Here is a 24,164-nt window from a genome sequence, read left to right on the forward strand (position 1 = left end):
TGCCGGCCGCTGGCCGGCCCCGATTCTGGTAGGTGCCGGCCGCTGGCCGGCACGCTCTTAGAAGCTGTACTTCGTGGTGAACTGCAACCGGGTGATATCACCCTTGTTGCCGTTCTCCACTTCGCGACGGCCGTACATCAGCTCCGCACCGATATCGACCTTGGGCAGTGGCGAGTAGAAGATGTTGCCGCGGATGCTCTGCACGCTCTTGGTCACCAGCGGGCCGAGGATGCTGTCGTTGTCGTAGTCGCTGCGCGCGTAGATCAGGTTGGTGCGCAGCTTCGGCGAGAAGGCATGCCGCCAGCCCACGTAACCGGCAAGCACGCCGGTCGGGTTGAGCTCGTCGCGGGCCACGTCGTAGGCGCTGTCGGCGGTGATGCCCAGGCCGATGTAGCGGGCGATGCCTTCGCCGCCGGTCAGCTGGTAGTGCAGCGAATCGCTGTCACCCATCACCCACTTGCCGCCCAGGGTCAGACCGCCGGCCACCTTGTCGGCCTTGGCGCCGGTGGCCTGGTTGTCGACCTTCAGCTGGCGGACGATGCCACCGACACCGAAGGTGCCCCAGTCACCCTTCCAGCCGTAACGCATCGTCAGGTCGGGCAGGCTGCCGCGGTCGGAGTTGGCGCTGGTGTTGGTCCAGGCGCCGGTAACCGGGTTGCGGGTACCGGTGAGGGTGGTGGTTTCCGGGTTTTCCAGTGCGACGCTGAAGCCGCCCTGGGTGTAGCGCACCTGGGCCTGGCGTACGAAGATCACACCGTCGGTGGGGCCGACAAAGTCGACCGCTTCCGGCAGCGCGGCCGCATCCATGAAGTTGGACCAGGTCTGGCCCGCCATCCAGTTGTTCCAGTACATGTAGGCATGACGCAGGGTCACGCCGTAGGTGTTGGTGGCGGTCTGGTTGCCCAGCGAGTTGCCGAAGAAGTCCATCTCGAAGAACGCACCGGCCTTGTTGCCCGATTCGCTCACGTTGTCGATGCCGAGGTTGAAGCGCGAGAACTTGGCGTGGGCGTTGAAGTCGGTGCCCGAACGCTTGCCGCTGCCGCCGGCGCCTTCCACCGGGGTCTGGCCCGGCAGGTACAGCGAGCGGCCGGTGGCGTCGTCGGCCAGCTGGCCATCGCTGGTCTGGGTGGCCAGGAAGTCGGCCTTGATGAAGCCGCCGATCTTGACCGTGGTGCCCGGCGCCGCGCCCGGGGTGAGGGTGGTGACCTGGATCGGCTGCTTGCCGGCCGGCACCGAAGCAACCGGCTTCTGCGCGGCCTGCACGCTGCGCACGTCGGTTACGGCCTGCTGGGTCTGGGTGATCTGGGTCTGTTGTTGTTGCTGCGAAGACAACAGCAGCTGGACCTGGCGTTCCAGTTCGGCAACGCGTGCTTCCAGCGCTTTCTCTTTGGCGGTCTCTGCGAACGCCATGCCCGGTGCGACCAGGGCGACCAACAGGCAGGCCGCCAAAGGTGTGCGCACGGCTTTCAACGTACGGTGGCTCATGTTGCCCTCTCTCCCAAGTGGCAAGGTGATGCCGCGCGTGGGGCACGGTCGAGCCGAGACTGCGGGGCGTTCATGTATAGCGGTATTCGCCATTGGTCGAACCCGGCCCTGCTGGGCGCTCACTTTCGACCATGGTCTAACCAAGGTGGTGACGCGGCCGGGGGTGGATGGGGCAAACTGAGGGGGATCGGTCGCTGCGATGCTGCGACCGCACATACAAAGTCAACGTGCAAGTGAGGGTGCCATGGCTGATATCTACCCCGTCGATCCGCAGTTCGCCGCCAAGGCACGCATCGACAAGACGTCCTACCAACAGCAGTACCAGGCTTCGGTAACCGACCCGGATGGTTTCTGGGGCAAGGCCGCCGAACGGCTGGACTGGATGCGCAAGCCGACGAAGATCAGGAACGTCAGCTACGACCTGTCCGACTTCCACATCAAGTGGTTCGAGGATGGCGAGCTCAACGCCAGCGTGAACTGCCTGGATCGCCAGCTCGACAAGCGCGGCGACAAGACCGCGCTGCTGTTCGAGCCGGACAGCCCGGATGCGCCGGCCCAGCACGTGACCTATCGCGAGCTGTACGAGCGCACCTGCCGCCTCGGCAATGCGCTGCGCAACCTCGGCGTCAAGAAGGGCGACCGGGTCACCATCTACCTGCCGATGATCGTCGACGCTGCGGTGGCCATGCTGGCGTGCGCACGTATCGGCGCGATCCACTCGGTGGTGTTCGGTGGCTTTGCGCCGAACTCGATCGCCGACCGCGTCAGTGACTGCCAGAGCAAGTTGATCATCACCGCCGACGAGGGCCTGCGCGGTGGCCGCAGGATTCCGCTGAAGGCCAACGTCGATGCCGCGCTGAAGCTGCCCGGCACCAATACCGTGGAAACCGTGCTGGTGGTGCGTCACACCGGCGGCGCGGTGGACATGCAGGCCCCGCGCGACCGCTGGTTCCATGATGTAGTGGACAGCCAGCCGGCCAGCTGCGAGCCGGAGCGGATGAACGCCGAAGACCCGCTGTTCATCCTCTATACCTCCGGTTCCACCGGCAAGCCGAAGGGCGTGCTGCACACCACCGGCGGCTATCTGCTGTACGCGGCCTACACCCATGAGGCGGTGTTCGACCTGCGCGAGGACGACATCTACTGGTGCACCGCCGACGTCGGCTGGGTCACCGGCCACAGCTACATCGTGTACGGGCCGCTGGCCAACGGCGCGACCTCGCTGATGTTCGAAGGCGTACCGAACTACCCGGACACCTCGCGCTTCTGGAACGTCATCGACAAGCACAAGGTCAGCATTTTCTACACCGCCCCGACCGCCATCCGTGCGCTGATGCGCGAGGGCGAGGAGCCGGTGAAGAAGACCTCGCGTGCCTCGCTGCGCCTGCTCGGCAGCGTCGGCGAACCGATCAATCCGGAAGCCTGGCGCTGGTACTACGACGTGGTCGGCGACAGCCGCTGCCCGATCGTCGATACCTGGTGGCAGACCGAAACCGGCGGCATCCTGATCTCGCCGCTGGCCGGCGCGATGGACCTCAAGCCCGGTTCGGCCACCCTGCCCTTCTTCGGCGTGCAGCCGGCGCTGGTCAACGCCGATGGCGAGATCAAGGACGGGCCGACCGAGGGCAACCTGATCATCCGTGACTCCTGGCCGGGCCAGATGCGCACGGTATACGGCGACCACCAGCGTTTCATCGACACCTATTTCCGTACCTATCCGGGCAGCTACTTCACCGGCGACGGTTGCCGCCGCGATGAGGATGGCTACTACTGGATCACCGGCCGCGTTGACGATGTGATCAATGTGTCCGGCCACCGCATCGGCACCGCCGAAGTGGAAAGCGCGCTGGTTTCGCACCCGAAGGTGGCCGAAGCGGCCGTGGTCGGTTTCCCGCACGACGTGAAGGGCCAGGGCATCTACGCCTATGTGACCCTGGTGGCCGAAGAGGCCCCGAGCGACGAACTGCAGAAGGAACTGGTCGCCTGGGTGCGCAAGGAGATCGGCCCGATCGCCACGCCGGACCACCTGCAGTGGGCGCCGGGCCTGCCCAAGACCCGCTCGGGCAAGATCATGCGCCGCATCCTGCGCAAGATCGCCGAGAACGCACCGGACCAGCTCGGCGACACCTCGACCCTGGCCGACCCGTCGGTGGTGGCCTCGCTGGTGGACGAGCGCAAGGTACGCTGATGCAGAACCCGGGGTCGGATCCAGGGGTCGGATCCCTTTCCGCAAGGAAAGGGCTCTGACCCCCAGAGATTCCGGCCGCTACGGGGTCAGAGCCCCTTCCTGACGGAACGGGATCTGACCCCAAACAGTTTCCCCCACGGTTCCCCCCGACCATGACCACCCTCCTGATTGCCGATGACCACCCGCTGTTCCGCGAAGCCCTGCGCGGCGCCGTGCAGCGGGTCATCCCCGGCGTGCAGCTGTTCGAGGCCGACAGCGTGGAAGCGCTGTATGCGCTGGCCGACCAGCACAACGACGCCGACCTGGTCCTGATGGACCTGAACATGCCCGGTGCGCAGGGTTTCAATGCACTGGTGCACATGCGCTCGCTGCACCCGCACCTGCCGGTGGTGGTGGTCTCCGCGCGCGAAGAAGCGACGGTGATGCGGCGCGCGCTCGACCACGGCGCGCTCGGCTTCATTCCCAAGTCGGCCGACTCGGACACCATCGGCCATGCGCTGGGCACCATCCTCGATGGCGAGACCTGGGCACCACCGGAAGCGCACAACGTGCCGCCGACCGAGCGCGAGGAACGCGAAGTCGGCCAGCGCCTGCGCGAACTGACCCCACAGCAGTTCCGCGTACTGCAGATGCTGGGGGCCGGCCGCTTGAACAAACAGATCGCCTACGACCTCAACGTCTCCGAAGCGACCATCAAGGCCCACGTCACCGCCATCCTGCGCAAGCTGGGCGTGACCAACCGCACCCAGGCGGTGCTGATGGCCGGCAAGCTGGCGATCGACGACGACGCCATCGTGCTGCCGCCGGAAGAAGATTGAGGTCGTGCCGGCCGCTGGCCGGCAATCGCTTGAAAGACATGAAATCGCTTCGGTAGGTGCCAAGCTTGCTTGGCACGCTTTCGCCCTTGCGCGTGCCGGCCAGCGGCCGGCACTACCAGGCACCGCTGCGCTCGCGATATAGCCATCGCTATACAAACCAGCCCTGCCTGCGCGTTTGCCTGGAAATGCGCCGCGCGCGGATCGCGGTGCTAAGCTGCGCGTCCCCTTGGGGAGTAGCCGGATTCCTTCGCAGGAATCGTCCACGTCAACATACTCGGCCAGTGCGCCGTGGCGTGGACAACCATGATGGTTGGCGAGACCAGCGGTTCGCGCGCGCAACGTCAGGTTGGGCGCGAGCGCGAGCCGTGCGTCCGTCCTTGCCCGACCTTCAGCAGCCGCCCATGTCCCCCATTTCGATCCTCCTGATCGGCTTTGCCATGTCCACCGATGCCTTCGCCGCGGCGATCGGCAAGGGTGCGGCAATGCGCAAGCCGGTGTTCCGCGATGCGCTGCGCGCCGGCATCATCTTCGGCGTCATCGAGGCGATCACACCGATCATCGGCTGGTTGCTCGGCCGTGCTGCCCTGCAGTACGTGGAAGCCTTCGACCACTGGATCGCCTTCGGCCTGCTCGGTGCGCTGGGCATCCACATGATCTACAACGGCCTGCGCCCGGACAACGCCGAGGAAGAAGAAGATCCTTCGCAGCACCACGGTTTCTGGAAGCTGGCGCTGACCGGCTTTGCCACCAGCATCGATGCGATGGCGGTGGGTATCGGCCTGGCTTTCATGGACGTGCATATCGGTGTGATGGCCGCAGTCATCGGCCTGTGCACGCTGACCATGGTTACTGTCGGCATCATGCTCGGCCGCGTGCTGGGCAGCATGGTCGGCAAGCGCGCCGAGATCATCGGTGGCGTGATCCTGGTGATCATCGGCGCGACGATCCTGTACGAGCACCTGCACGGCGTGGGGTAATGCATCGGAAGCGAGCGATTGCGTGGTTGCCGGCCAGCGGCCGGCACTACCAAACGTCACATCCACGCATGGCGTGGACCTACTCTCGGGCTGATGCTGCTTTGGTAGATGCCAGGCTTGCCTGGCAGGGTTTCACGTCACGGTTGCCGGCCAGCGGCCGGCACTACTGTGCATCGCGCAGCGCGCCCAGGAAGGCGCGCAGCGAAGCCGGCTTGATCGGCTTGGTCAGCACGCGGTAACCGCGTTCGCGCGCCATCCGCTTCAACTCGTCGCGCCCATCGGCGGTCAGCAGCGCGCCCGGCAGCGGGTAACCGGCCGCCTCGCGCAGCGCCACCAGCGCATCCAGGCCGTCCATGCGGTCGTGCAGGTGGTAGTCCACCAGCATCACCTGCGGGCGCTCGGCGATCTTCTGCAGCGCCTGGTCGACGGTCGCGGCGGTGATCACCTGCACCTGCCAGCGGCCAAGCAATGCGCGCATGCCGTCGAGGATCTCCTCGTCATTGTCCACGCACAACACGCGCAGGCCCGCCAGCGAATCGCTGCGTACCGGTGCGGACATCGCCTGTACCGGCGCGGCCAGCTCGGTGTAGCCCGGCAACGGCGCCACCCGCGGCAGGATGATCGAGAACATCGAGCCACTGCCCACCCGGCTGCGGGCGTTGAGGCGATGGTCAAGCAGGCGCGAGATGCGCTGGCAGATGGAAAGGCCCAGCCCCAGGCCCTGCTCGCCCCAGTCGAACGGCTGCTGGTAGCGGTGGAACTCGTCGAAGATCTGCCGCATGTGGTGCTCTGGGATGCCAGGGCCGGTATCCCACACCTGCAGTTCCACCTCATCACCGCGATGGCGTACCGCCAGCACGATGCGGCCCTGCCGTGTGTAGCGCAGCGCGTTGGCCAGGAAGTTCTGCAGCACGCGGCGCAGCAGGCGACGATCGCTGCGTACCCAGGCCGGCCGCGCGAACAGGTCCAGGCGCAGTCCGCGACCGGCGGCGACCGGCGTGTACTGCGCAGCCAGCTCGCGCATCAACGCGCTCACATCGAACTCGCCGATCACCGGGTGCAGGCCACCGGCATCCAGCCGCGACACGTCCAGCAGGCCATCAAGCAGTTCTTCGGCAGCACGCAGCGACGCGTCCACGCGCTCGGCCAGATGCTTCTGCTCGTCGCTCACGTGGTCGCTGTCACGCAATGCCGAGGCGAACAGCCGCGCGGCGTTCAACGGCTGCAGCACGTCGTGACTGATCGCGGCCAGGAAGCGCGTCTTCGACTGCTGCGCAACCTCGGCCTCGTGCGAGCGCTCGGCCACGCGCTGTTCCAGCGTCTCGTTGGCCTCCAGAAGCGCCTTTTCCGCATGCTTGTAGTCGGTGATGTCGTTGTAGCTGGTCACGTAACCACCGCCGGGCAGCGCCTGGCCGCGCATCTCGATCACCTTTCCGTCGCTGCGGGTGCGCTCGAACACGTGCGGTGAACCGGCACGCATGTAGCCGATGCGGCGGTTGATCTGTACCTCGATATCGCCTTCGCCCAGCTCACCGCGTTCGGCGTTGTAGCGGATCAGGTCGGCCACCGGGCGGCCCACGTAGAGCATGCCGTCGGGGTAACCGAACATGTCCTGGTAGCGGCGGTTCCAGGCAGTCAGGCGCATGTCCGGGTCGACCACGCTGACGCCGGCGCTGATGTTCTCCAGCGTCGTCGACAGGATCTCGCGGTTGAAGCGCAGTTCCTGCCCGGCTTCGTCCAGCACCGCCACCACTTCGCCCAGGTCCATGCCCGAGCCACGCAGCAGGCTGGTCAGCAGCAGGCGTGCAGATGCCGCGCCGATCGAGGCGGCCAACAAGCGTTCGGTGAACTGCACCCAGGGCCGGTCGGCGGGCGCGGAGGATTGCAGCTCGCGGCCCAGCGACTGTGCCTGTTCGAAGAACGAACGCCGCGCATGACGCTCGCCGACCACGCGCGAGGCCAGCGCCAGCAGATCGCCCACATGCACGTGCCCGGGCCAGCCACCGGCCACCGACGGGCGCTCGGCATAGGGGTCGAGGAACGGCGCGGCACGCAGGCGCTCGTCCACGCCGGGGCGCCAGCGCGCGGACACCAGCATCATCGTTGCCGCATTCACCAGCAGCGACCAGAAGGTGCCATGAGTCAGCGGATCCCAGCCGGTCATGCCGAACAGCTGCTGCGGGCGCAGCCACTCGATGCCGAACGGTCCGTGCTGCACCCATGCGGCATCGACCCAGCCGGCCATGGTCATCGCCGGCAGCAGCAGGGTGTACAGCCAGGTGGCGAAGCCCAGCAGCATGCCGGTCTCGACGCCGCGACGGCTGGCACCACGCCAGTACAGGCCACCGATCAGACCCGGCGCGAACTGTGCCACTGCGGCGAACGCCATCAGCCCGTACGAGGCCAGCGTGCTGTCATTGCTGCTGGTGCGGTAGTAGCTGTAGGCCATCAGCGCCAGCATCAGGATCGCCAGGCGGCGGATCCACAGCACGCGCGAGGCAACGTCGGCCGCTTCCTGGTGGTCGCCACTGCGGCGCAGCAGCACCGGCATCACCAGGTCGTTGCTGACCATGGTGGCCAGCGCGATCGAGGACACGATGACCATGCCGGTGGCGGCCGAGAAACCGCCCACATAGGCGATCAGCGCCAGCGCGTTGCGGCCCTCGGCCAGCGGCAGCGCCAGCACCATCGAATCGTCGGCGACGCTGCCGCCGGTGCCGAACAGGGTCACGCCTGCGGTGGCGATCGGCAGCACCATGGCCGAGATCAGTACCAGATAACCGCCGAACATCCATCGCGCGCGGCGCACGTCGCGCACATCACCGCACTCGACCACGGCCACGTGGAACTGGCGCGGCAGGCAGATGATGGCCAGGAAGCTGAGCAGTGTCTGCGAGATGAAGCCCACCGGCGGCAGGCCGGTGAACAGCGTATGCACCGATTCGACCACCGCATCGGTGCGGTTGCTTAGCCACAGGTAGGCGAACACGCCCACCGCCAGCATGGCCAGCAGCTTGATCACCGATTCGAAGGCGATCGCCAGCATCATGCCGTGGTGGTGCTCGGTGGCATCGACCTGGCGGGTGCCGAACAGGGTGGCGAACAGCGCCATCAGCAGCGCCACGTACAGCGCCGGGTCGCTGAAGAAGCCGGTCGGCCCGGTGTTGCCGGTCAGCACCTGCAGGCTCATCGCCACCGCTTTGTACTGCAGGGCCAGGTACGGAATGATGCCGATCAGCGCGATGATCGCCACCAGCGCGGCCAACCGCCGCGAGCGGCCGAAGCGCGAGGAGATGAAGTCGGCGATGGACACCACGTTCTGGCTGCGCGCGATCAGCGCCAGGCGCTCGATGATGCGCCAGCCGAACAGCAGCAGCAGCAACGGGCCGATGTAGATCGGCAGATAGCCCACGCCGTTGCGCACGGCGGTGCCGACCGCGCCGTAGAAGGTCCACGACGAGCAGTACACGGCCAGCGCCAGGCTGTAGACCACCGGCCGCAGCCACGGCCGGTCGGGATACATCGGCCGGCGGTCACCCCACCACGCCACGCCAAACAGCAGCGCAGCGTAGGCAACCGAGACCAGCAGCAGGATCCAACTGGAGACCACGCGTGTGTTTCCGTCGGAGGAGGGGCCAGTAGATCACGACCGTTGGTCGTGAGGGTAGGTCATGACGGTGGGTCACGACCGTTGGTCCGTCTGGTGGGTCACGACCGTTGGTCGTGACGGGGGCATCCGTGCCCACTAACAGTGGGCACCTACCGGGCAGTGGGCACCTACCGGGAACCAATGGGCACCCACCAGGAAATGCTGGGCACCCACCAGCAACCGGCCTTATTCGGCCGGCACACCCATTTCCTTCAGCAGCTCCGGTGCCGGGTAGACCTTGGCCAGCAGCCAGCGCAGGTAGCGCATGTCCACGTGCACCGCACGCTTGTAGCGCGGGTCGAACCACCAGCTGGCGCTGACCGATTCCCAGTTGCTGTCGAAGTTCAGGCCGATCAGTTCGCCCTTGGCATTGAGCACTGGCGAACCGGAGTTGCCGCCGGTGGTATCCAGGTTGGTCAGGAAGTTGACCGTCTGGGTCTTCAGTGCCGGGTCGGCGGTGCTGCCGAAGTCACCCTTGGCGATCGCCGCCAGCAGCGGCTTGGGCGCGTCGAACGGATAGGCGTTGGTGTTCTTCTCGACGATGCCGGCCACGGTGGTCACCGGCGAGTAGGTCACGCCATCGCGCGGGTGCAGCGCCTCGACCTTGCCGTAGCTGATGCGCAGGGTGCGGTTGGCATCGGGGTACACCGCGCGGCCCTGCTTGGCACGCCAGGCGAACAGCGCCTGCATGTAGGCCGGGCGCAGGCGCAGCTGCTCGCCTTCGCGGGTCTTGCTCTCGTTCTCGATGCGCAGCTGCGCGGCCACCAGCGGGCCGGCCACGGCGATCAGCGGATCGGCGGCCAGGGCCTTGCCTTCGCGCGCGGCAGCGAAACGGGACAGGCGCTGCGCCTCGTCACCCAGCTGGGTGCCGGTGTACAGGGTGTCCAGCGCCTTGGCCAGCTGCGCCGGGGTACGGCCGAAGGCGGCGTCGAACTCGGCCACGCGCTGCGCGTCCGGCAGCTGCTGGTAGCGGGTCAGCAGGGTGGTCAGCAGGGCCTTCTCGACTTCCGGCGCGTAGCGGCGCTGCACCTGCTTGAGCACGCCTTCGATCATCGCCTGGTCGCGCTGCTGGTAGCCGCTCTCGCGCTGCGCGTCCGGCTTGGCCGATTCGATGCGCAGGCGCTCCAGCAGCAGGGCCGAACGCAGCAGCTGGCTCTGTGCGGCCATCTGCTCCAGCAGCAGGTCGCGCTCGCCCACCGCCGCACCCTGCGACAGGTTGGCCAGCAGCGCCTTGATGTCGCCCTGGTACCTGCGGTCGGTGGCGGCCAGCATCGCCGTCTCGTCGGCGGCGCGCTGGGCCTTGGCATCGCTGCGCAACAGGCCTTCCAGCTCGCCAGCGGCGCGCTTGCGGTTGTTCTTCAGCGACTGCAGCTGCGACGCGTAGCGGGTACGCGCCTGCACATCCTTGGCGCTGGCGGCCTCGATGGTGTCGATCATCTGCTGGAACACCGACACGCGGCGCGGCAGCACGGCATCGATCTGGCCGGCAAATTCGGCAGCGGTACGGTGGCGGTAGGTGATGCCCGGGTACCCGGCCAGCATCGCGTAGTCGCCTTCCTTCGGGCCCTCCACCGACATCTGCAGGTGCGCCGGCGCCTGGTAGGGCACGTTGTCCTTGCTGTAGGCAGCCGGCTTGCCGTCCTTGCCGACATAGGCACGCAGCAGGGTGAAATCGCCGGTGTGGCGCGGCCACATGAAGTTGTCGATCTCATCGCCGTAGTTGCCGATCGCGCGCGGCGGCGCGTACACCAGGCGCACGTCGCTCAGCTCGAGCTGGGCGATGCGGTAGAAATCGGTGCCGTAGTACATGTTGGCCACCGAGCAGCGCACGCTGCCGTCCTTCTCGCACTCGGCCACGATCTGCTTGCTGGCCGCGTCCACCGCGTCGAAGTACGCGCGGCCGGTCTTGCCACGGGCCTGGGCCAGCACCTGGTCGGTCACCTTGTCGAAGCCAACGGTCACCAGCACGCGGAAATCCGGATTGGCCGGGCGCTCATCGGCGCGGCCATTGGCGATGAAGCCGTTGTCGATCAGGTTGTGCTCGGGCGAGCTGTTGTACTGGATCACGCCCATCGCCACGTGGTGGTTGGTCAGCAGCAGGCCGTCGGCGGACACGAACGAACCGGTGCCACCACCGGCACGCACCACTGCGCTCAACGGCGGCGCGGTGACGTTGGCCAGGTCGGCCGGGTTGCCCTTGAAGCCGGCCGCCCGCAGCGGCTTGGCCAGCTCCGGCAGCTGGGTCGGCATCCACATGCCTTCATCGGCATGCGCGCCGGCGGCGAGGGTCAGGCCCAGGGCCAGGGCGGTGGGAAGGGCTTTGCGTGGCGACATGAGGCAATCCGGTACGACAGAACAGCCCGGGACCATAGCCGCTGGGGCCCGGCGGGGCAACGGCCGATGGTTGGGGGTGGGTATTGCACCCGCCGGGCGTGGCCCGGCGTTGCCCCATCCACACATGGCGCGGCGCTACTTTTCCCTGCGCCAGTTGATCGAACCGCGGTTTTCCACCGTGCTCGATTCCACTTCCACGTCGAAGCCACGGCGCAGCAGGTACTTCAGCGTGATCACCGAACCGGCACCGACCAGCGATACACCGTAGCCAACGTAGAGCTTGGGCGAGATGTACTTGCCGACGCCGATCACCGAACCGCCCAGCGCGCGCGACTGGCTCACGCCAGCATCGTCCAGGCCCAGCTTGGCACCCAGCTGCGAGGCCAGCAGGCCGCTGCCGGCCGACAGTGCCGCCGAAGCCGCGTTGACCTGCTGGGTCTGGTCGCTGCTGGCGCCGGTCAGGCTGCGCCCCAGCACCAGGTAGGCCAGTGCTTCGGACTGCGACATCGCCGGATCGGACCACACGTCCGCGCGCGGCTGCTGCGCGCGCCCGGTCACATCGATGCCGGCGGTGACATCACCGATCCGGCGCTCGGCGCGGATGTTGATGCGCGGGTCGGACACCGCGTTGTAGTTCCAGGTGAGATTGCCACGGGTGATGGTCAGGTCCTGGCCGTAGGCCTTGTAGCGACCGCTGACTTCCAGGCCACCGTTGGCGGTCATCTCGCGACCGGGCTTGGCCCAGACCTGCATCTTGCCGGTCAGCGCGCCCTTCAGGCCGAAGCCGGTCATCTTCACCTTGTCGCCGAGGCTGACCGTCAGGTCCATGTCCAGCGGCGAGGTACGCGATTCTTCCGGATCCACCGGGTCGAGCACCACCACGTCTTCAGACACCGAGGTCCCACGGTCCAGGCGTTCAAGGTCGATATCGGCCTCGGGCACATGCACGGTGCCGCGCAGCTCCATGGCCGCCTTGGCCAGGGTGAAGTCGAGATTGGGATTGGCGACGATGCGCAGTTCGCTGGTGTTGGACAGCAGCACGTTCTCGCCATGGATCTTCAGCTGCAGCGGCTGTGCATCGCCAAACCACGACAGGCCACCATCCACATACAGCGTGCCCTGGCCGGAGTTGGCCTGCGCGGTGATCTTGGCCGAACCATCGGGCTGGGCCACGAAGCTGCCCTTGCCCTGGTCGAAGGTCAGGCCCAGCGCCGGGAATTCGCCCTTGAAGTTGCTCAGCTGTGCATCACCCCCCAGCGATGGCTGGCCGCGCGTGCCGCGCAGGCTGACGTGGCCTTCGATCAGGCCGGTCGGGCGCACGATGTCGGGCGAGAACAGCTCCAGCCAGTACAGCCGCGACATGTTGAGGTAGAGCTCGCCGTTCAACGGCGCACTGGCCTCCCAGCCGGTCTGCATCTTCGCGTCGACGAAGCCGTTGCCCTGGAAGCCCATGCCCAGGTAGCCCTTGATGCTGGCCGGGGTCATGTCCAGCTTCAGCGAGAACTGGTCATAGCGCACCAGCTCGCCACGGGTGGTATCGCCCACCGTGACGCGGCTCTCGCCGAGGCGGATGCCGCCTTCCTTCGAGCGCACTTCCACGTGGCCTTCCCAGGCGTTGCCGCGCGGGCGGATCTGCGCATCCAGGCTGACCTCACCGCGCAGGTTGATGCGGCGGCCGGACTGCGGCGGCAGCCACGGCTGCACCAGCGCCAGCGGCAGCGCGTCACTGCGCACCACCAGGCCCTCGCGCGGCCAGTTCGCCTGTGCGCACAACGCGCCGCTGCTGGCGGCGGCCAGGCAGGCTTCGGACAGGGTGTAGGTGCTGCCATTGATCGCGAACGCCGCAGGTGCACGCAATGACCAGGCATCGCCCTTCACCGGTGCGATGCGCAGCGAAGCCAGCTCGCCGCGCCACTGCGTGCCCTGCTGGCGCACGCTGCCCTGCAGCTCCACCGCGCCCATCTCGTTGCGGGTCTGCGCAGCCAGGCGCAGGTTGGAAACACTGCCCTGCGCATCGATGTTGAGTCGTTCCAGCAGCATGCCGGCGTTGACCTGCTGGCCCTGCACCGCCAGCGTGCCGCTGTCGCCGCGCCACGGCAGGTGGCCCTTGATGCTCACGCTCTCGGCGCCGTAGCCATCCCAGTTGAGGTTGTTGCCGACCAGGTCGGCGGTGATGTCCGGTGCGTCGCGCGGGCCCTTGACCTGCACCTGGCCGCGCAGGCCGCCATCGGCGCCCGGCAGCAGATCACTCAGCTGCAACGGTTCGAAACGCGCATCGATGTCGAGGCGGTCGCCGACCTTGCCCGACGCGGTCACCCGGCTGCTGCCCAGCGCCAGCTTCAGCTCGCCCTGGCCCTGATCACCCTGCAGCGCGAACTTGCCCTGCGCATCGAGATTGCGCTGGCGCAGGATGCCCTTCAGCGACGGCAGATCCACCGTGGCTTCCAGGGTACCGGCGGTGCCCGGCGGCGCATTGGCCGGCGGCGGCAGCTGGCGGCCCTTGGACGCCAGATTGCCGGACAGGCGGCCGTTCCAGCCCGGCACGAAATAGCCGGGGTCGAAGTCCTTCAGCGAGGCCTTGGCGTCCCAGTCCAACTGCGGTGCCCACGCTACCTGGCCCTCCACCTGCAGCTGGCCACCCGGCGTCTGCGCCTGCAGCTGGTGGATCGACGCGGCCTGGTCGTTGCCACGCACGTCGAAGCGCAGCTGCGCCTTCTGTGCATCACGTTCGACATCGGCGCGGCCGATTGCCGCCCAGGCCTTGAGCGTACCGGCCAGGCCGAAGCGTGCTTCCTTCAGCGTCACCGGCACCGGTGCGCTGCCGGCGGTGTTCGGGTCGGGCGCCGGCACGTAGGTCAGATCGTGCGCCACCACCGAGAAATTGAGCGTCTGCTGGTCTTCCTTGCTGAAATCGGCGGTGCCTTCCAGGCGTGCTTCGCCGCCCAGGCCCTTCACCACCAACGGCGACACCTTCAGCACCTGGTCCTGCAGCGACACCACCGATGGGGCCAGCTCCAGTTCCTGCTCACCCTGCTTCACCCTGCCATGCAGGTTGGCGTTGCCGCCCTTGCCGGACGCAGTGAAATCCAGCGCCAGCGGCGCGATCGCCGAACCTGCCAGGGCCGGCGACAGCAGCGCCAGATCCAGCTCCTCGCTGCGCACGCTGGCGTTCCAGGTCGGATCGGTGCGCCCGTCGAACACCAGCATTGCGTGCAACGGCTTCGGCGCACGCCCGGCCACGGCCACTTCCATGTGCGCCAGATCGCCGCGTGCCACCAGCCCCACCGTGGCGGCGGTACGCCCACGCGGTGCCGGCAGCACCGCCGTGACGGTCACATCGGTGTCGTAGTCCTTGGCCGGGATGTAGCGGCCCTGGGCAGTGAAGTTGCCCATGTCGCTGTCCACCACCAGCTTGCGCGCCTGGAATTCGCCGTTGGCGATCTCGATGCCACCGCGCACGCGGCTGATGTCGATCACCGGTTCGTTGGCCTGGCTGATGCGGAACCCGTCGATGGCGATGGCATCGGCCTGGATCGCCAGCGGCATCTCGATCTGCGGCAGGGAATCCGGCCACGACGGCAGCTTGAACGGCTCATCGCTCTTGGCCAGGTTCAAGGTCGCGTTGGTCAGCTCCAGCTTGTCCAGCAGCAGCTTGCGGCCCAGCAACGGGCGCAGGTCCGGCTCCAGGTGCGCGCGCTCGGCGTGGAAATGGATGTCGTCATAGCGGAAATCGACGTTGTACAGGGTCAACGGGCCGGCCACCGGGCCATCCACCTTGTCCCAGGTGAAGCTGGCACCCACCGGCAGGCGCGCCACCACCTGCGCCAGCAGCACGTCACGGCCGGCCACGGTCTGCAGCAGCCAGTACACCGCCAACAACGCCAGCAGCACCAGGCCGATCACACCCACGCCCGACCAGGCCCAGAAGCGCCGGCGGCGGTAGAAGCGCACGCGCGGCGGCGTGTTCGGGTTCGGGTTCGGTGCGGGCGTGCTCACAGGTCCGCTCCGATGTTCAGGTACAGCTGGAACTGCGAATCCGGATTGTTCAGGCCGTGGGCGATATCCACGCGCACCGGGCCCACCGGCGATTTCCAGCGCACGCCGAAGCCGACGCCGGTATGCAGGTCGATGGTGTTGTCGAAGGCACTGCCGGTATCGACGAACACCGCCGCACCCCACGGACCACCGTTGAAGTAGTGCTCGTACTCGGCCGAGCCGATCACCAGGTTCTTGGCACCCAGCGCGTATTTGTCCGGTGCCGGCGTGCGCGGACCCACCTCGCGGTAGGCGTAACCACGGATGCTGCGGTCGCCACCGGCGAAGTAGCGCAGGCTCGGCGGCATCGCCACCAGGTCGCTGGTCCAGGTGGTGCCGCCTTCGCCGCGCAGGATCAGGCGATTGCTTTCACCCACCGGGATGTACCAGCGCAGCACGGCATTGGCCTGCACGAAGCTGGTATCGGAGCCGGCGCCCTCGACGCCGGCACGCATCGTCGCGGTTCCGCTGATGCCCTTGCGCGGGAACATCTCGTCATCGACGTTGACGTAGTCGGCGACCATCTGCGGGTACACCAGCGTCGAGGTGTTGTAGACCGCATCGGTGAACTCGGTGCCGGAGGCATAGCGCCAGCGCTCGCGCAGCGCGTTGATCGAGGCGATCGCGGTCCAGTGCTCGTTGATCTCGCCGCTGCGGCTGGCAATCAGCTTGAAGTTGCGCAGATCGATGTAGTCGGTCTGTTCGTCGTAGGCGCTGGCGGCGAAGGTATACCAGCCGTCCAGCCAGTTGAAGGCAGGGATGCGGTAACTGGTCACCAGGCTCTTACGCTTCTGCGCATAGTCCAGCTGCGTGTTCATCTTGTGACCGCGGTTGTTCAGGAACCGCCGCTCGATGCCGCCGCGCACACCCGGGCCGCTCTCGCTGCCGTAGCTCAGACCGGCTGTGTAGATGGTGCGCTTGGCGCGGGTCAGCTTCACATCCACCGGCACTTCGCCGTTCTCATCGGCCTGGTCGGGCCGCGGCTGGATGTCGATCACGCTGAAGTAGTCCAGCTTGGTCAGCGACTGCCGCAGCCGGTCCAGCTTGCCCTCATGGAAATAGCTGCCCTGCTCCCAGTACACCAGCGGGTCGAACAGCTTGTCGACGAAGTAGTCCTGCTCGAAACGCACCGGGCCCATGTTGTAACGGCGGCCGCTGTCCCAGGTCAGGTCGATGTCGGCAGCATTGTCGGCACGGGTGATCTGCACCTGGCGCTGGGTGTAGTCGGCATCGAAATAGCCGCGTTCGGCCAGGCGCCGGGTGATGGTGATCTTGCTGGCTTCGTACTGGGTATGCTCGAAGCGCTGGCCCTTGCGGGGCTTGAACGCGGCCAGGTCATCCTGAAGGTACTGGTCGTACATGGCCGGGCCGGTGATGTCGATGTGCTCGCGGCGCACGGTCACCGGGGTGCCCTTGTCGACATGGATCAGCACCCGCACATGCTCGTTCTCGCGCGGGGCTTCAACGGTGATCACCGGGTTGTAGTAGCCGAACGGCTCCAGCGCCTGGCGGGTCTGCCGCTCGGCCTGCGACAGCAGGTACTCCAGGCGCGATTCGCCCTGTTCCTTGCCGATCGTGTCGTACAGCGACAGCGATTCCTGGATGTTCTCGATGATTGCGGCGTCGTCGCCCTTGTCCAGTCCCTTGATGTCCACCTTGTCGATGGTGCCGCGCGCGTGGGCCACGGAGGTGGCGGCCAGCGACAGGACCATCAGCGGCAGGGCGTAATTCTTTGGCTGCATGCGGCACAGCATACCGACCGGAGGTGACGATGCGAAATGCATCACGTCCTTGAGGATCGGTTGTTAAGTTGCGGTCAAATTACGCGCCTGTGTGGCGATCATCGCGATCGCAGGCGAGGATGCCGGCATCGTGCGCGCTGCCGGCGATGACCCCGATGGACATCCACCGGCAATTCGATGCGCGGGGGCAATGCCGGCCAGCGGCCGGCACGACCGATGCGGCGTCAGCTCGACAGATGCTCGATCGCTGCCACCTTGCCCAGACGCTCGCCCAGCAGCGTCAGCAGCGCCAGGCGGTTGCCACGCAGCGCCGGGGCTTCGGCATTGACCATCACGCCGTCGAAGAAGGCGTCGACCTGCGGGCGCAGGCGCGCCAGGCGCGCCAGCACGGCCACATAGTCCTTGTGCTGCAGGCTGGCGCCGGTGTCATCGATGGCGGCGGTGACCGCCTCGGCCAGCGCGCGCTCGGCATCTTCCTGCAGCAGCGCCGTGTCGATCTGGCCCGGGATATCACCCTCGGCCTTGCGCAGGATGTTGCGGATGCGCTTGTTGGCCGCGGCCAGCGCCTCGGCTTCCGGCAGCGCGGCGAAGGTGCCGATGGCATCCAGACGGCGGTCGAAGTCGTACAGCGAGGCCGGCTTGAGCTCGGCCACGGCGTTGAAATGCGTGGCCGGCACGCCCTTGTCGCTGTAGTAGCCCTTCAGGCGGTCGAGGATGAAGTCGTACAGCTCGCCGACATCGGCCTGCACGTTGCGCGCGGCCAGGCCGGCGTTGGCGCTGGCCAGCAGCGCGCGCAGGTCCAGCTCGAAGCCGCTTTCGATGATCGTGCGGGCCAGGCCCAGCGCATTGCGGCGCAGGGCGAACGGGTCCTTGTTGCCGGTCGGCTTAAGGCCCGCGGCGAAACCGCCGGCCAGGGTGTCCACGCGCTCGGCAATGGCCAGCACCTTGCCCAGCGCCGACAGCGCGATGTCATCGCCACCGAAACGCGGCTGGTAGGCCTCGTCGATGGCCAGCGCCACCTCGGCCGCTTCGCCACCGGCCACCGCGTAGTGGCGGCCGGCGATGCCCTGCAGTTCCGGGAACTCATTGACCATGCGCGACTGCAGATCGTTCTTGGCCAGCTCGGCGGCGCGCCTGGCCTGCGCAGCGTCGGCACCGACCTGCGGCGCGATCGCTTCGGCCAGTGCGGCCACGCGCGCCACCTTGTCGGCCACGCTGCCCAGCTTGGCCTGGTAGGTCACCGTCTTCAGGCCGTCACCCATCGACACCAGGCCCTGCTTCAGGTCCTCGTCGAAGAAGAACTTGGCATCGGCGAAGCGCGGGCGGATCACGCGCTCGTAGCCCTTGGCCACTTCGGCCACGTCCTTCGATTCGATGTTGGCGATGCCGATGAACTTCTCGGTCAGCGTGCCGCTGTCGTCCAGCACCGGGAAGAACTTCTGGTTGATTTCCATGGTCTCGATCAGCGCTTCCTGCGGCACCGCCAGGAACGCGCGCTCGAAGCTGCACAGCACCGCCGACGGCCACTCGACCAGGTTCACCACCTGCTCCAGGTTGTCCTCGGTGATGCGGGCGCTGCCACCGGCCTTGCCTGCGGCGGTCTCGACCTCGGCCACGATGCGCGCGCGGCGCTCGCTCGAGTCGACCAGCACGAAGGCGGCGCGCAGCGCTTCAACGTAGTCCTGCGGCTGCGCCAGCGACACGGCCTGGTCGTGGTGGAAGCGATGGCCACGGCTGATGCGGCCAGCCTGCAGGCCGAACAGTTCAGCCTCGACCACGTCGGCGCCGTGCAGCAGCACCAGCCAGTGCGCCGGGCGCGCGAAGCCCCAGGCGTGGTCGCCCCAGCGCATCGGCTTGGGAATCGGCATCGCCGCGATCGCCTCGCGCAGGATCTCCGGCAGCAGGCTGGCGGTGCGCGCACCCGGGCTTACCGCGCGGTGCACGAAGCGCTCACCCTTGTTGTCGGTGGTCTTTTCCAGCGCGGTCCAGTCGATCCCGGCCTTGGCCGCGAAACCCTGCAGGGCCTTGGTCGGCTGGCCTTCGGCGTCCAGCGCGATGTTCAGGTACGGGCCCAGCACTTCGCTGCGCTGTTCCGGCTGTTCCAGGCCCACGCCGGGCAGCAGCACGGCCAGCCGGCGCGGGGTCGACAGCGGGCGCGCATCGCCCAGTTCCAGCGCGACGCCGCGGCTGCGCAGGCCTTCAACAACGCCGTCGAAGAAGGCCTGGGCCAGGCCCGGCAGCGCCTTGACCGGCAGCTCCTCGGTGCCCAGTTCGATCAGCAGGGGGGACAGTTGGCTCATCGGTTCGATCCTGTGGTGGGGGCGCAGCGCGCAACGCGTCCGGCGCCCCGGAAGTTGAGAGAGGGAGAGCGGCCGTCAGGCCTTCTTCGCGCCCGGGAAGCCCAGCTTTTCGCGCTGCTCGTAGTAGGCCTTGGCCACCGCCTGGGCCAGCGCGCGCACGCGCAGGATGTAGCGCTGGCGCTCGGTCACGCTGATCGCGCGGCGTGCGTCGAGCAGGTTGAAGGTGTGGCTGGCCTTCATCACCTGTTCGTAGGCCGGCAGCGGCAGGTTCACTTCCACCAGCTTCTGCGCCTCACGCTCGCAGGCATCGAAGCGATGGAACAGCTCTTCCACGTCGGCGTATTCGAAGTTGTAGGTGCTCTGCTCCACCTCGTTCTGGTGGTAGACGTCGCCGTAGGTCACCGGCTGGCCGTCCGGGCCATAGGTCCAGACCAGGTCATAGACGTTGTCGCAGTTCTGCAGATACATGCACAGGCGCTCGAGACCGTAGGTGATCTCGCCCAGCACCGGGCGGCATTCCAGGCCACCGGCCTGCTGGAAGTAGGTGAACTGGGTCACTTCCATGCCGTTGAGCCAGACTTCCCAGCCCAGGCCCCAGGCGCCCAGCGTCGGCGATTCCCAGTTGTCCTCGACAAAGCGCAGGTCGTGCACCAGCGGGTCGATGCCCAGGGCCTTCAGCGAATCCAGGTACAGCTGCTGGATGTTGTCCGGCGCCGGCTTCATCGCCACCTGGTACTGGTAGTAGCGCTGCAGGCGGTTCGGGTTCTCGCCATAGCGGCCGTCGGTGGGGCGCCGCGACGGCTGCACGTACGCCGCGTTCCAGCCTTCCGGACCGATCGCACGCAGGAAGGTGGCCGGGTGGAAGGTACCGGCGCCCACCTCCAGGTCGAGCGGCTGGATGAGCACGCAGCCCTGCTGGGCCCAGAACTGGTTCAGGGTCTGGATCAGGCCCTGGAAGGTGATCGGAACGGTCGGGGTCGCGGACATTCGGACGATTCTTGGCCGGCAAGGGGGTGCGCTAGTATAACGGCCGACCTGCGGGGCATTCCGTACCCGGGAGGAGCAGGCAGATGGAACATCGGCTGCCGGTGGGCACGCCCGGCGAAGCTGGCGGCGTACCGCTGCCGTGGGGACGCCTGCAGTTCGAGCAGGTGGCCGCGGCCCTGATCGCCGACGGCCTGGTGGCCGAACAGGAACACGAGCGCATGCGTTTTTCCGCGCAGGGCGCGCGCAATGCCAGTGAAGTGCATCCGCTGGTACTGCTGTCCAACCTCAAGCTGGCCGCCCGCGACGGCGGCGAGTTGACCCTGGAGCGCCTCACCGAATGGCTGGCCCGGCGCACCGACAGCCGCTACCTGCGCATCGACCCGACCCGGGTCGACGTGGCCACGGTCACCGCGCTGGTGTCCCATGCCTATGCCCGCCGCCATCGCTTCCTGCCGCTGGCGGTGGATGCCGAGCGCGTGCTGGTGGCCACCAGTGAGCCGCTGGTGCAGGAATGGCGCCGTGACCTGCAGCATCTCACCCGCCGCCGGGTCGAGCTGGCGGTGGTCAATCCGTTGGACCTGCACCGCTACACCATGGAGTTCTATGGGGTGACCCGCTCGGTGCGGGGCGCCCGCGGCGACGTGCGCGGCGAGGTCAACACCACCCTGCCCAGCTTCGAGCAGCTGGTCGAGCTGGGCCGCACCGGCGACGTCAACGCCGACGACCAGCACATCGTGCACATCGTCGACTGGCTGCTGCAGTACGCCTACGAGCAGCGCGCCTCGGACATCCACCTGGAACCGCGCCGCGAGATGGGGCGCATGCGTTTCCGCATCGACGGCGTGCTGCACAAGGTGTTCGAGGTACCCCCGGCGGTGATGACCGCCGTGGTCAGCCGCATCAAGGTGCTCGGCCGCATGGACCTGGCCGAGCGCCGGCGCCCGCAGGATGGCCGCATCAAGACCCGCTCGCCGGGTGGCCGCGAGGTCGAAATGCGCCTGTCGACCATGCCCACCGCCTTCGGCGAGAAGTGCGTGATGCGCATCTTCGACCCGGATGCCGCCTTCAAGAGCATCGACCAGCTCGGCTTCAGCCCGCAGGAAGCCGCCGGTTGGAACGCGCTGGTCGAGCGCCCGCACGGCATCGTGCTGGTCACCGGCCCGACCGGCTCGGGCAAGACCACCACCCTGTATTCCACGCTGAAGCGGCTGGCCACCCCGGACGTGAACGTGTGCACGGTGGAAGACCCGATCGAGATGATCGCGCCCGAGTTCAACCAGATGCAGGTGCAGACCAACATCGACCTGGACTTCGCCAGCGGCGTGCGCACCCTGCTGCGGCAGGACCCGGACATCATCATGATCGGCGAGATCCGCGACCTGGAAACCGCGCAGATGGCCGTGCAGGCCTCGCTGACCGGGCACCTGGTGCTGTCCACCCTGCATACCAACGACGCGCCCTCGGCGGTCACCCGCCTGCTCGACCTGGGCGTGCCGCACTACCTGCTGGCCAGCACCCTAAACGGCATCCTTGCCCAACGTCTGGTGCGTACGCTGTGCCCGCACTGCAAGCAGCCGCACAGCCTTGGCGCGGCCGATTGGGCGGTCCTGGCTGATAGCCAGGAGGCATATCCAGATGACGCCACACCCTGTCGACCGGTCGGTTGCCTGGAGTGCCGACGCACCGGATTCCTCGGCCGTATCGGCCTGTATGAGCTGCTGCCATTGGGCTCGCGGCTGCGCGGGCAGATCCGTGCCGACATGGATCTGGCCGGTTTCAGTCGCGCCGCGCGGGCTGAAGGGCTGCGAACGCTGCGCCAGGCCGGGCTTGAAAAGGTGGCACAGGGGCTGACTACAATCGAGGAAGTCCTGTCAGTGCTGCCCCCCCCGGATGAACCCAGCTCCCTTCCTGATCGTTGAAACCGGCCGCCCGGTGCCGTCGCTGCGCCGCTACGGGCGCTTCCCGCACTGGATCCGCGTGGCCGCCGGGCTGGAAGAACACGAGACCGTGGTGGTCGATGTTGAACATGGCGATGCATTGCCCGACCCGCGCGCCTTCGCCGGCGTGCTGGTGACCGGCTCGGCGGCGTTCGTCACCGACCACGCCGACTGGAGCGAACGCAGCGCCGCATGGCTGCACCAGGCTGCCCACGACGACCGCCCGTTGTTTGGCATCTGCTACGGCCATCAGCTGCTGGCGCACGCGCTGGGCGGCGAAGTGGCCTACAACCCGGCCGGCCGCGAGTCCGGCACCATCGAGCTGGAACTGCAGCCGCAAGCCGCACAGGACCCGCTGTTCCAGGGCCTGCCGCAGCATTTCGCCGCGCACGCCACCCATCTGCAGACCGTGCTGCGCGCACCCGACGGGGCCGAGGTGCTGGCCCGTTCGCCGCTGGACGGCTGCCACGCCTTCCGCTGGGGGCGCCAGGCCTGGGGCGTGCAGTTCCATCCGGAATTCGCCACCCACCACATGCGCGGCTACGTGCGCGCCCGCGCCGACTGCATCGGCCGCCACGGTGGCTGTGCCCGCAGCATCGAGCGCGCGGTCAGCGCCGCACCGCTGGCGCGCCAGCTGCTGCGCCGCTTCGTCCGCCAGGCGCGGCTGTCTTCAGCCCAGCCGGTGGCAAAACAGGGATAATCGGCGCCACGGGCAGCCGCCCGGCCCCCTCCTGTCCTTCCCGGATGTCCATGAAAGAGATTCGCAAGCTGCCGGCTTCGGCGGGCGCCCAGTGGTTGCTGGATACGTTCTCACTGTACCGGCGTGCGCCGCTGCAGCTGGCCCGGATCGGCCTGACCTGGCTGCTGGTGAGCTGGGTGGTCACCCTGTTGTCGACGCTGATTCCCGGTGCCGCTGGCCTGGCCGTGCAGCTGATGACGCTGGCCATCTCGCCGATCATGTTCGGCGGCATGCTGTATGCCGTGGGCGAGATCGACGAAGGCCGCCCGGGCCTGGCCTCGCACCTGCTGCAGCCGATCCGCGACCACCGCGTCAGCCACCTGCTGGTGCCGCTGGCGATCCAGGTGCTGGCGGTGCTGCTGCTGGGCGCGCTGCTGTTCCTGATGATCGGCCGCGAGGGCTTCACCGCCTTCAGCGAGGTCATGACCAAGATGGAAGAGATCAGCCGCAGCGGCCAGCAGATCAGCCCGGACGATGCGGCTGCGCTGGTCGCCAACCTGCCGGCCAAGCGCATTGCGCTGTGGATGCTGCTGGTGTTCCTGAGCGCGGTCGCGCTGTCGCTGGCGATGTTCACCCAGCCGGCACTGGTGGTGTTCGACAAGCAGAGCGGCATGCACGCGCTGCGCCTGAGCCTGCAGGGCTGCATCGAGAACATCGGCGCGATGATCGTATTCGCCGTGCTCGGCCTGATCGCCGCGTTCTGCATGTACATCCTGTTCGTGATCGTGATCCAGATCGCGATGCTGATCGGTGGCCCGCTGGCGGCGGCCTTCATCGCCCAGCTGGTGCTGACCACGGTGCTGATGCCGCTCTACGTCGGCGCGGTCTATGCCGCGTGGAAGCAGATGTTCGTACATCGCGGCAGCCGCGCGGCCCCGCCGATCCCGACCACACCGACCTCCAGCGACATCTTCCACGCCTGACCAGCGCGTTGGTAGATCCACGCCATGCGTGGATAGAAAAAAGGGGACGG

13 protein-coding genes and 1 riboswitch are annotated in these 24,164 nt (G+C 67.5%); of the genes, 6 read left to right on the top strand and 7 right to left on the bottom strand.

Features of this window, described 5'->3' with window-relative positions; genetic code table 11:
* Positions 1 to 57: 57 nt before the first annotated feature.
* Positions 58 to 1,485 (bottom strand): DcaP family trimeric outer membrane transporter, encoded by a 1,428-nt coding sequence (locus tag C9412_RS16615; protein ID WP_107232653.1) that lies wholly within the window; start codon positions 1,483 to 1,485, stop codon positions 58 to 60.
* A gap of 244 nt (positions 1,486 to 1,729) precedes the next feature.
* Here C9412_RS16615 and acs point away from each other — a divergent pair, with 244 nt between their 5' ends.
* From acs to C9412_RS16630, 3 genes are all read left to right on the top strand, one after another.
* Complete coding sequence (gene acs / locus C9412_RS16620) at positions 1,730 to 3,673, top strand: acetate--CoA ligase (RefSeq protein WP_107232654.1); 1,944 nt, start codon at positions 1,730 to 1,732, stop codon at positions 3,671 to 3,673.
* A gap of 152 nt (positions 3,674 to 3,825) precedes the next feature.
* Entirely contained in the window at positions 3,826 to 4,491 is a 666-nt protein-coding gene (locus C9412_RS16625; RefSeq protein WP_005411662.1) for a response regulator transcription factor, read from the top strand.
* Positions 4,492 to 4,713: 222 nt separating this feature from the next.
* A riboswitch (yybP-ykoY riboswitch) is annotated at positions 4,714 to 4,882 on the top strand.
* Between the two features lie 10 nt (positions 4,883 to 4,892).
* Positions 4,893 to 5,468, top strand: a complete 576-nt coding sequence (locus tag C9412_RS16630; protein ID WP_107232655.1) for a manganese efflux pump MntP family protein — start codon at positions 4,893 to 4,895, stop codon at positions 5,466 to 5,468.
* Positions 5,469 to 5,631: 163 nt separating this feature from the next.
* Here C9412_RS16630 and C9412_RS16635 read toward each other — a convergent pair whose 3' ends face one another.
* The 6 genes from C9412_RS16635 to glyQ all read right to left on the bottom strand — a co-directional run bounded on the left by C9412_RS16635 (position 5,632) and on the right by glyQ (position 20,515).
* On the bottom strand, positions 5,632 to 9,078 hold the full coding sequence (locus C9412_RS16635) for a PAS domain-containing hybrid sensor histidine kinase/response regulator (RefSeq protein WP_107232656.1): 3,447 nt from the start codon (positions 9,076 to 9,078) through the stop codon (positions 5,632 to 5,634).
* Positions 9,079 to 9,303: 225 nt separating this feature from the next.
* On the bottom strand, positions 9,304 to 11,451 hold the full coding sequence (locus C9412_RS16640; RefSeq protein WP_107232657.1) for a S46 family peptidase: 2,148 nt from the start codon (positions 11,449 to 11,451) through the stop codon (positions 9,304 to 9,306).
* Positions 11,452 to 11,586: 135 nt separating this feature from the next.
* Entirely contained in the window at positions 11,587 to 15,447 is a 3,861-nt protein-coding gene (locus tag C9412_RS16645; RefSeq protein ID WP_107232658.1) for a translocation/assembly module TamB domain-containing protein, read from the bottom strand.
* Positions 15,444 to 17,240, bottom strand: coding sequence for an autotransporter assembly complex family protein (locus C9412_RS16650; protein ID WP_107232659.1), 1,797 nt, complete (start codon positions 17,238 to 17,240; stop codon positions 15,444 to 15,446). The genes C9412_RS16645 and C9412_RS16650 overlap by 4 nt, the downstream gene beginning before the upstream one ends.
* 212 nt (positions 17,241 to 17,452) lie before the next feature.
* Positions 17,453 to 19,528, bottom strand: coding sequence for a glycine--tRNA ligase subunit beta (gene glyS / locus C9412_RS16655; RefSeq protein WP_107232660.1), 2,076 nt, complete (start codon positions 19,526 to 19,528; stop codon positions 17,453 to 17,455).
* A 75-nt stretch (positions 19,529 to 19,603) separates the two neighbouring features.
* Positions 19,604 to 20,515: a glycine--tRNA ligase subunit alpha gene (gene glyQ / locus C9412_RS16660; protein WP_049430272.1), complete on the bottom strand. Its 912-nt coding sequence runs from the start codon at positions 20,513 to 20,515 to the stop codon at positions 19,604 to 19,606.
* Positions 20,516 to 20,598: 83 nt separating this feature from the next.
* Here glyQ and C9412_RS16665 point away from each other — a divergent pair, with 83 nt between their 5' ends.
* From C9412_RS16665 to C9412_RS16675, 3 genes are read left to right on the top strand one after another with little or no spacing between them, the layout of a single operon-like run.
* Positions 20,599 to 22,434, top strand: a complete 1,836-nt coding sequence (locus C9412_RS16665; RefSeq protein WP_107232661.1) for a GspE/PulE family protein — start codon at positions 20,599 to 20,601, stop codon at positions 22,432 to 22,434.
* Complete coding sequence (locus tag C9412_RS16670) at positions 22,406 to 23,152, top strand: glutamine amidotransferase (protein WP_107232662.1); 747 nt, start codon at positions 22,406 to 22,408, stop codon at positions 23,150 to 23,152. The genes C9412_RS16665 and C9412_RS16670 overlap by 29 nt, the downstream gene beginning before the upstream one ends.
* A 50-nt stretch (positions 23,153 to 23,202) precedes the next feature.
* On the top strand, positions 23,203 to 24,114 hold the full coding sequence (locus C9412_RS16675; protein ID WP_057497774.1) for a BPSS1780 family membrane protein: 912 nt from the start codon (positions 23,203 to 23,205) through the stop codon (positions 24,112 to 24,114).
* Positions 24,115 to 24,164: the final 50 nt, after the last annotated feature.

This window comes from Stenotrophomonas sp. Nf1, assembly GCF_003028475.1.
GTDB lineage: Bacteria > Pseudomonadota > Gammaproteobacteria > Xanthomonadales > Xanthomonadaceae > Stenotrophomonas.

Coding starts and splice junctions, on each gene's coding strand:
- C9412_RS16615 (WP_107232653.1), bottom strand. CDS start 1,485: ATGAGCCACCGTACGTTGAAAGCCGTGCGCACACCTTTGGCGGCCTGC.
- acs (WP_107232654.1), top strand. CDS start 1,730: ATGGCTGATATCTACCCCGTCGATCCGCAGTTCGCCGCCAAGGCACGC.
- C9412_RS16625 (WP_005411662.1), top strand. CDS start 3,826: ATGACCACCCTCCTGATTGCCGATGACCACCCGCTGTTCCGCGAAGCC.
- C9412_RS16630 (WP_107232655.1), top strand. CDS start 4,893: ATGTCCCCCATTTCGATCCTCCTGATCGGCTTTGCCATGTCCACCGAT.
- C9412_RS16640 (WP_107232657.1), bottom strand. CDS start 11,451: ATGTCGCCACGCAAAGCCCTTCCCACCGCCCTGGCCCTGGGCCTGACC.
- C9412_RS16650 (WP_107232659.1), bottom strand. CDS start 17,240: ATGCTGTGCCGCATGCAGCCAAAGAATTACGCCCTGCCGCTGATGGTC.
- glyS (WP_107232660.1), bottom strand. CDS start 19,528: ATGAGCCAACTGTCCCCCCTGCTGATCGAACTGGGCACCGAGGAGCTG.
- glyQ (WP_049430272.1), bottom strand. CDS start 20,515: ATGTCCGCGACCCCGACCGTTCCGATCACCTTCCAGGGCCTGATCCAG.
- C9412_RS16665 (WP_107232661.1), top strand. CDS start 20,599: ATGGAACATCGGCTGCCGGTGGGCACGCCCGGCGAAGCTGGCGGCGTA.
- C9412_RS16670 (WP_107232662.1), top strand. CDS start 22,406: ATGAACCCAGCTCCCTTCCTGATCGTTGAAACCGGCCGCCCGGTGCCG.
- C9412_RS16675 (WP_057497774.1), top strand. CDS start 23,203: ATGAAAGAGATTCGCAAGCTGCCGGCTTCGGCGGGCGCCCAGTGGTTG.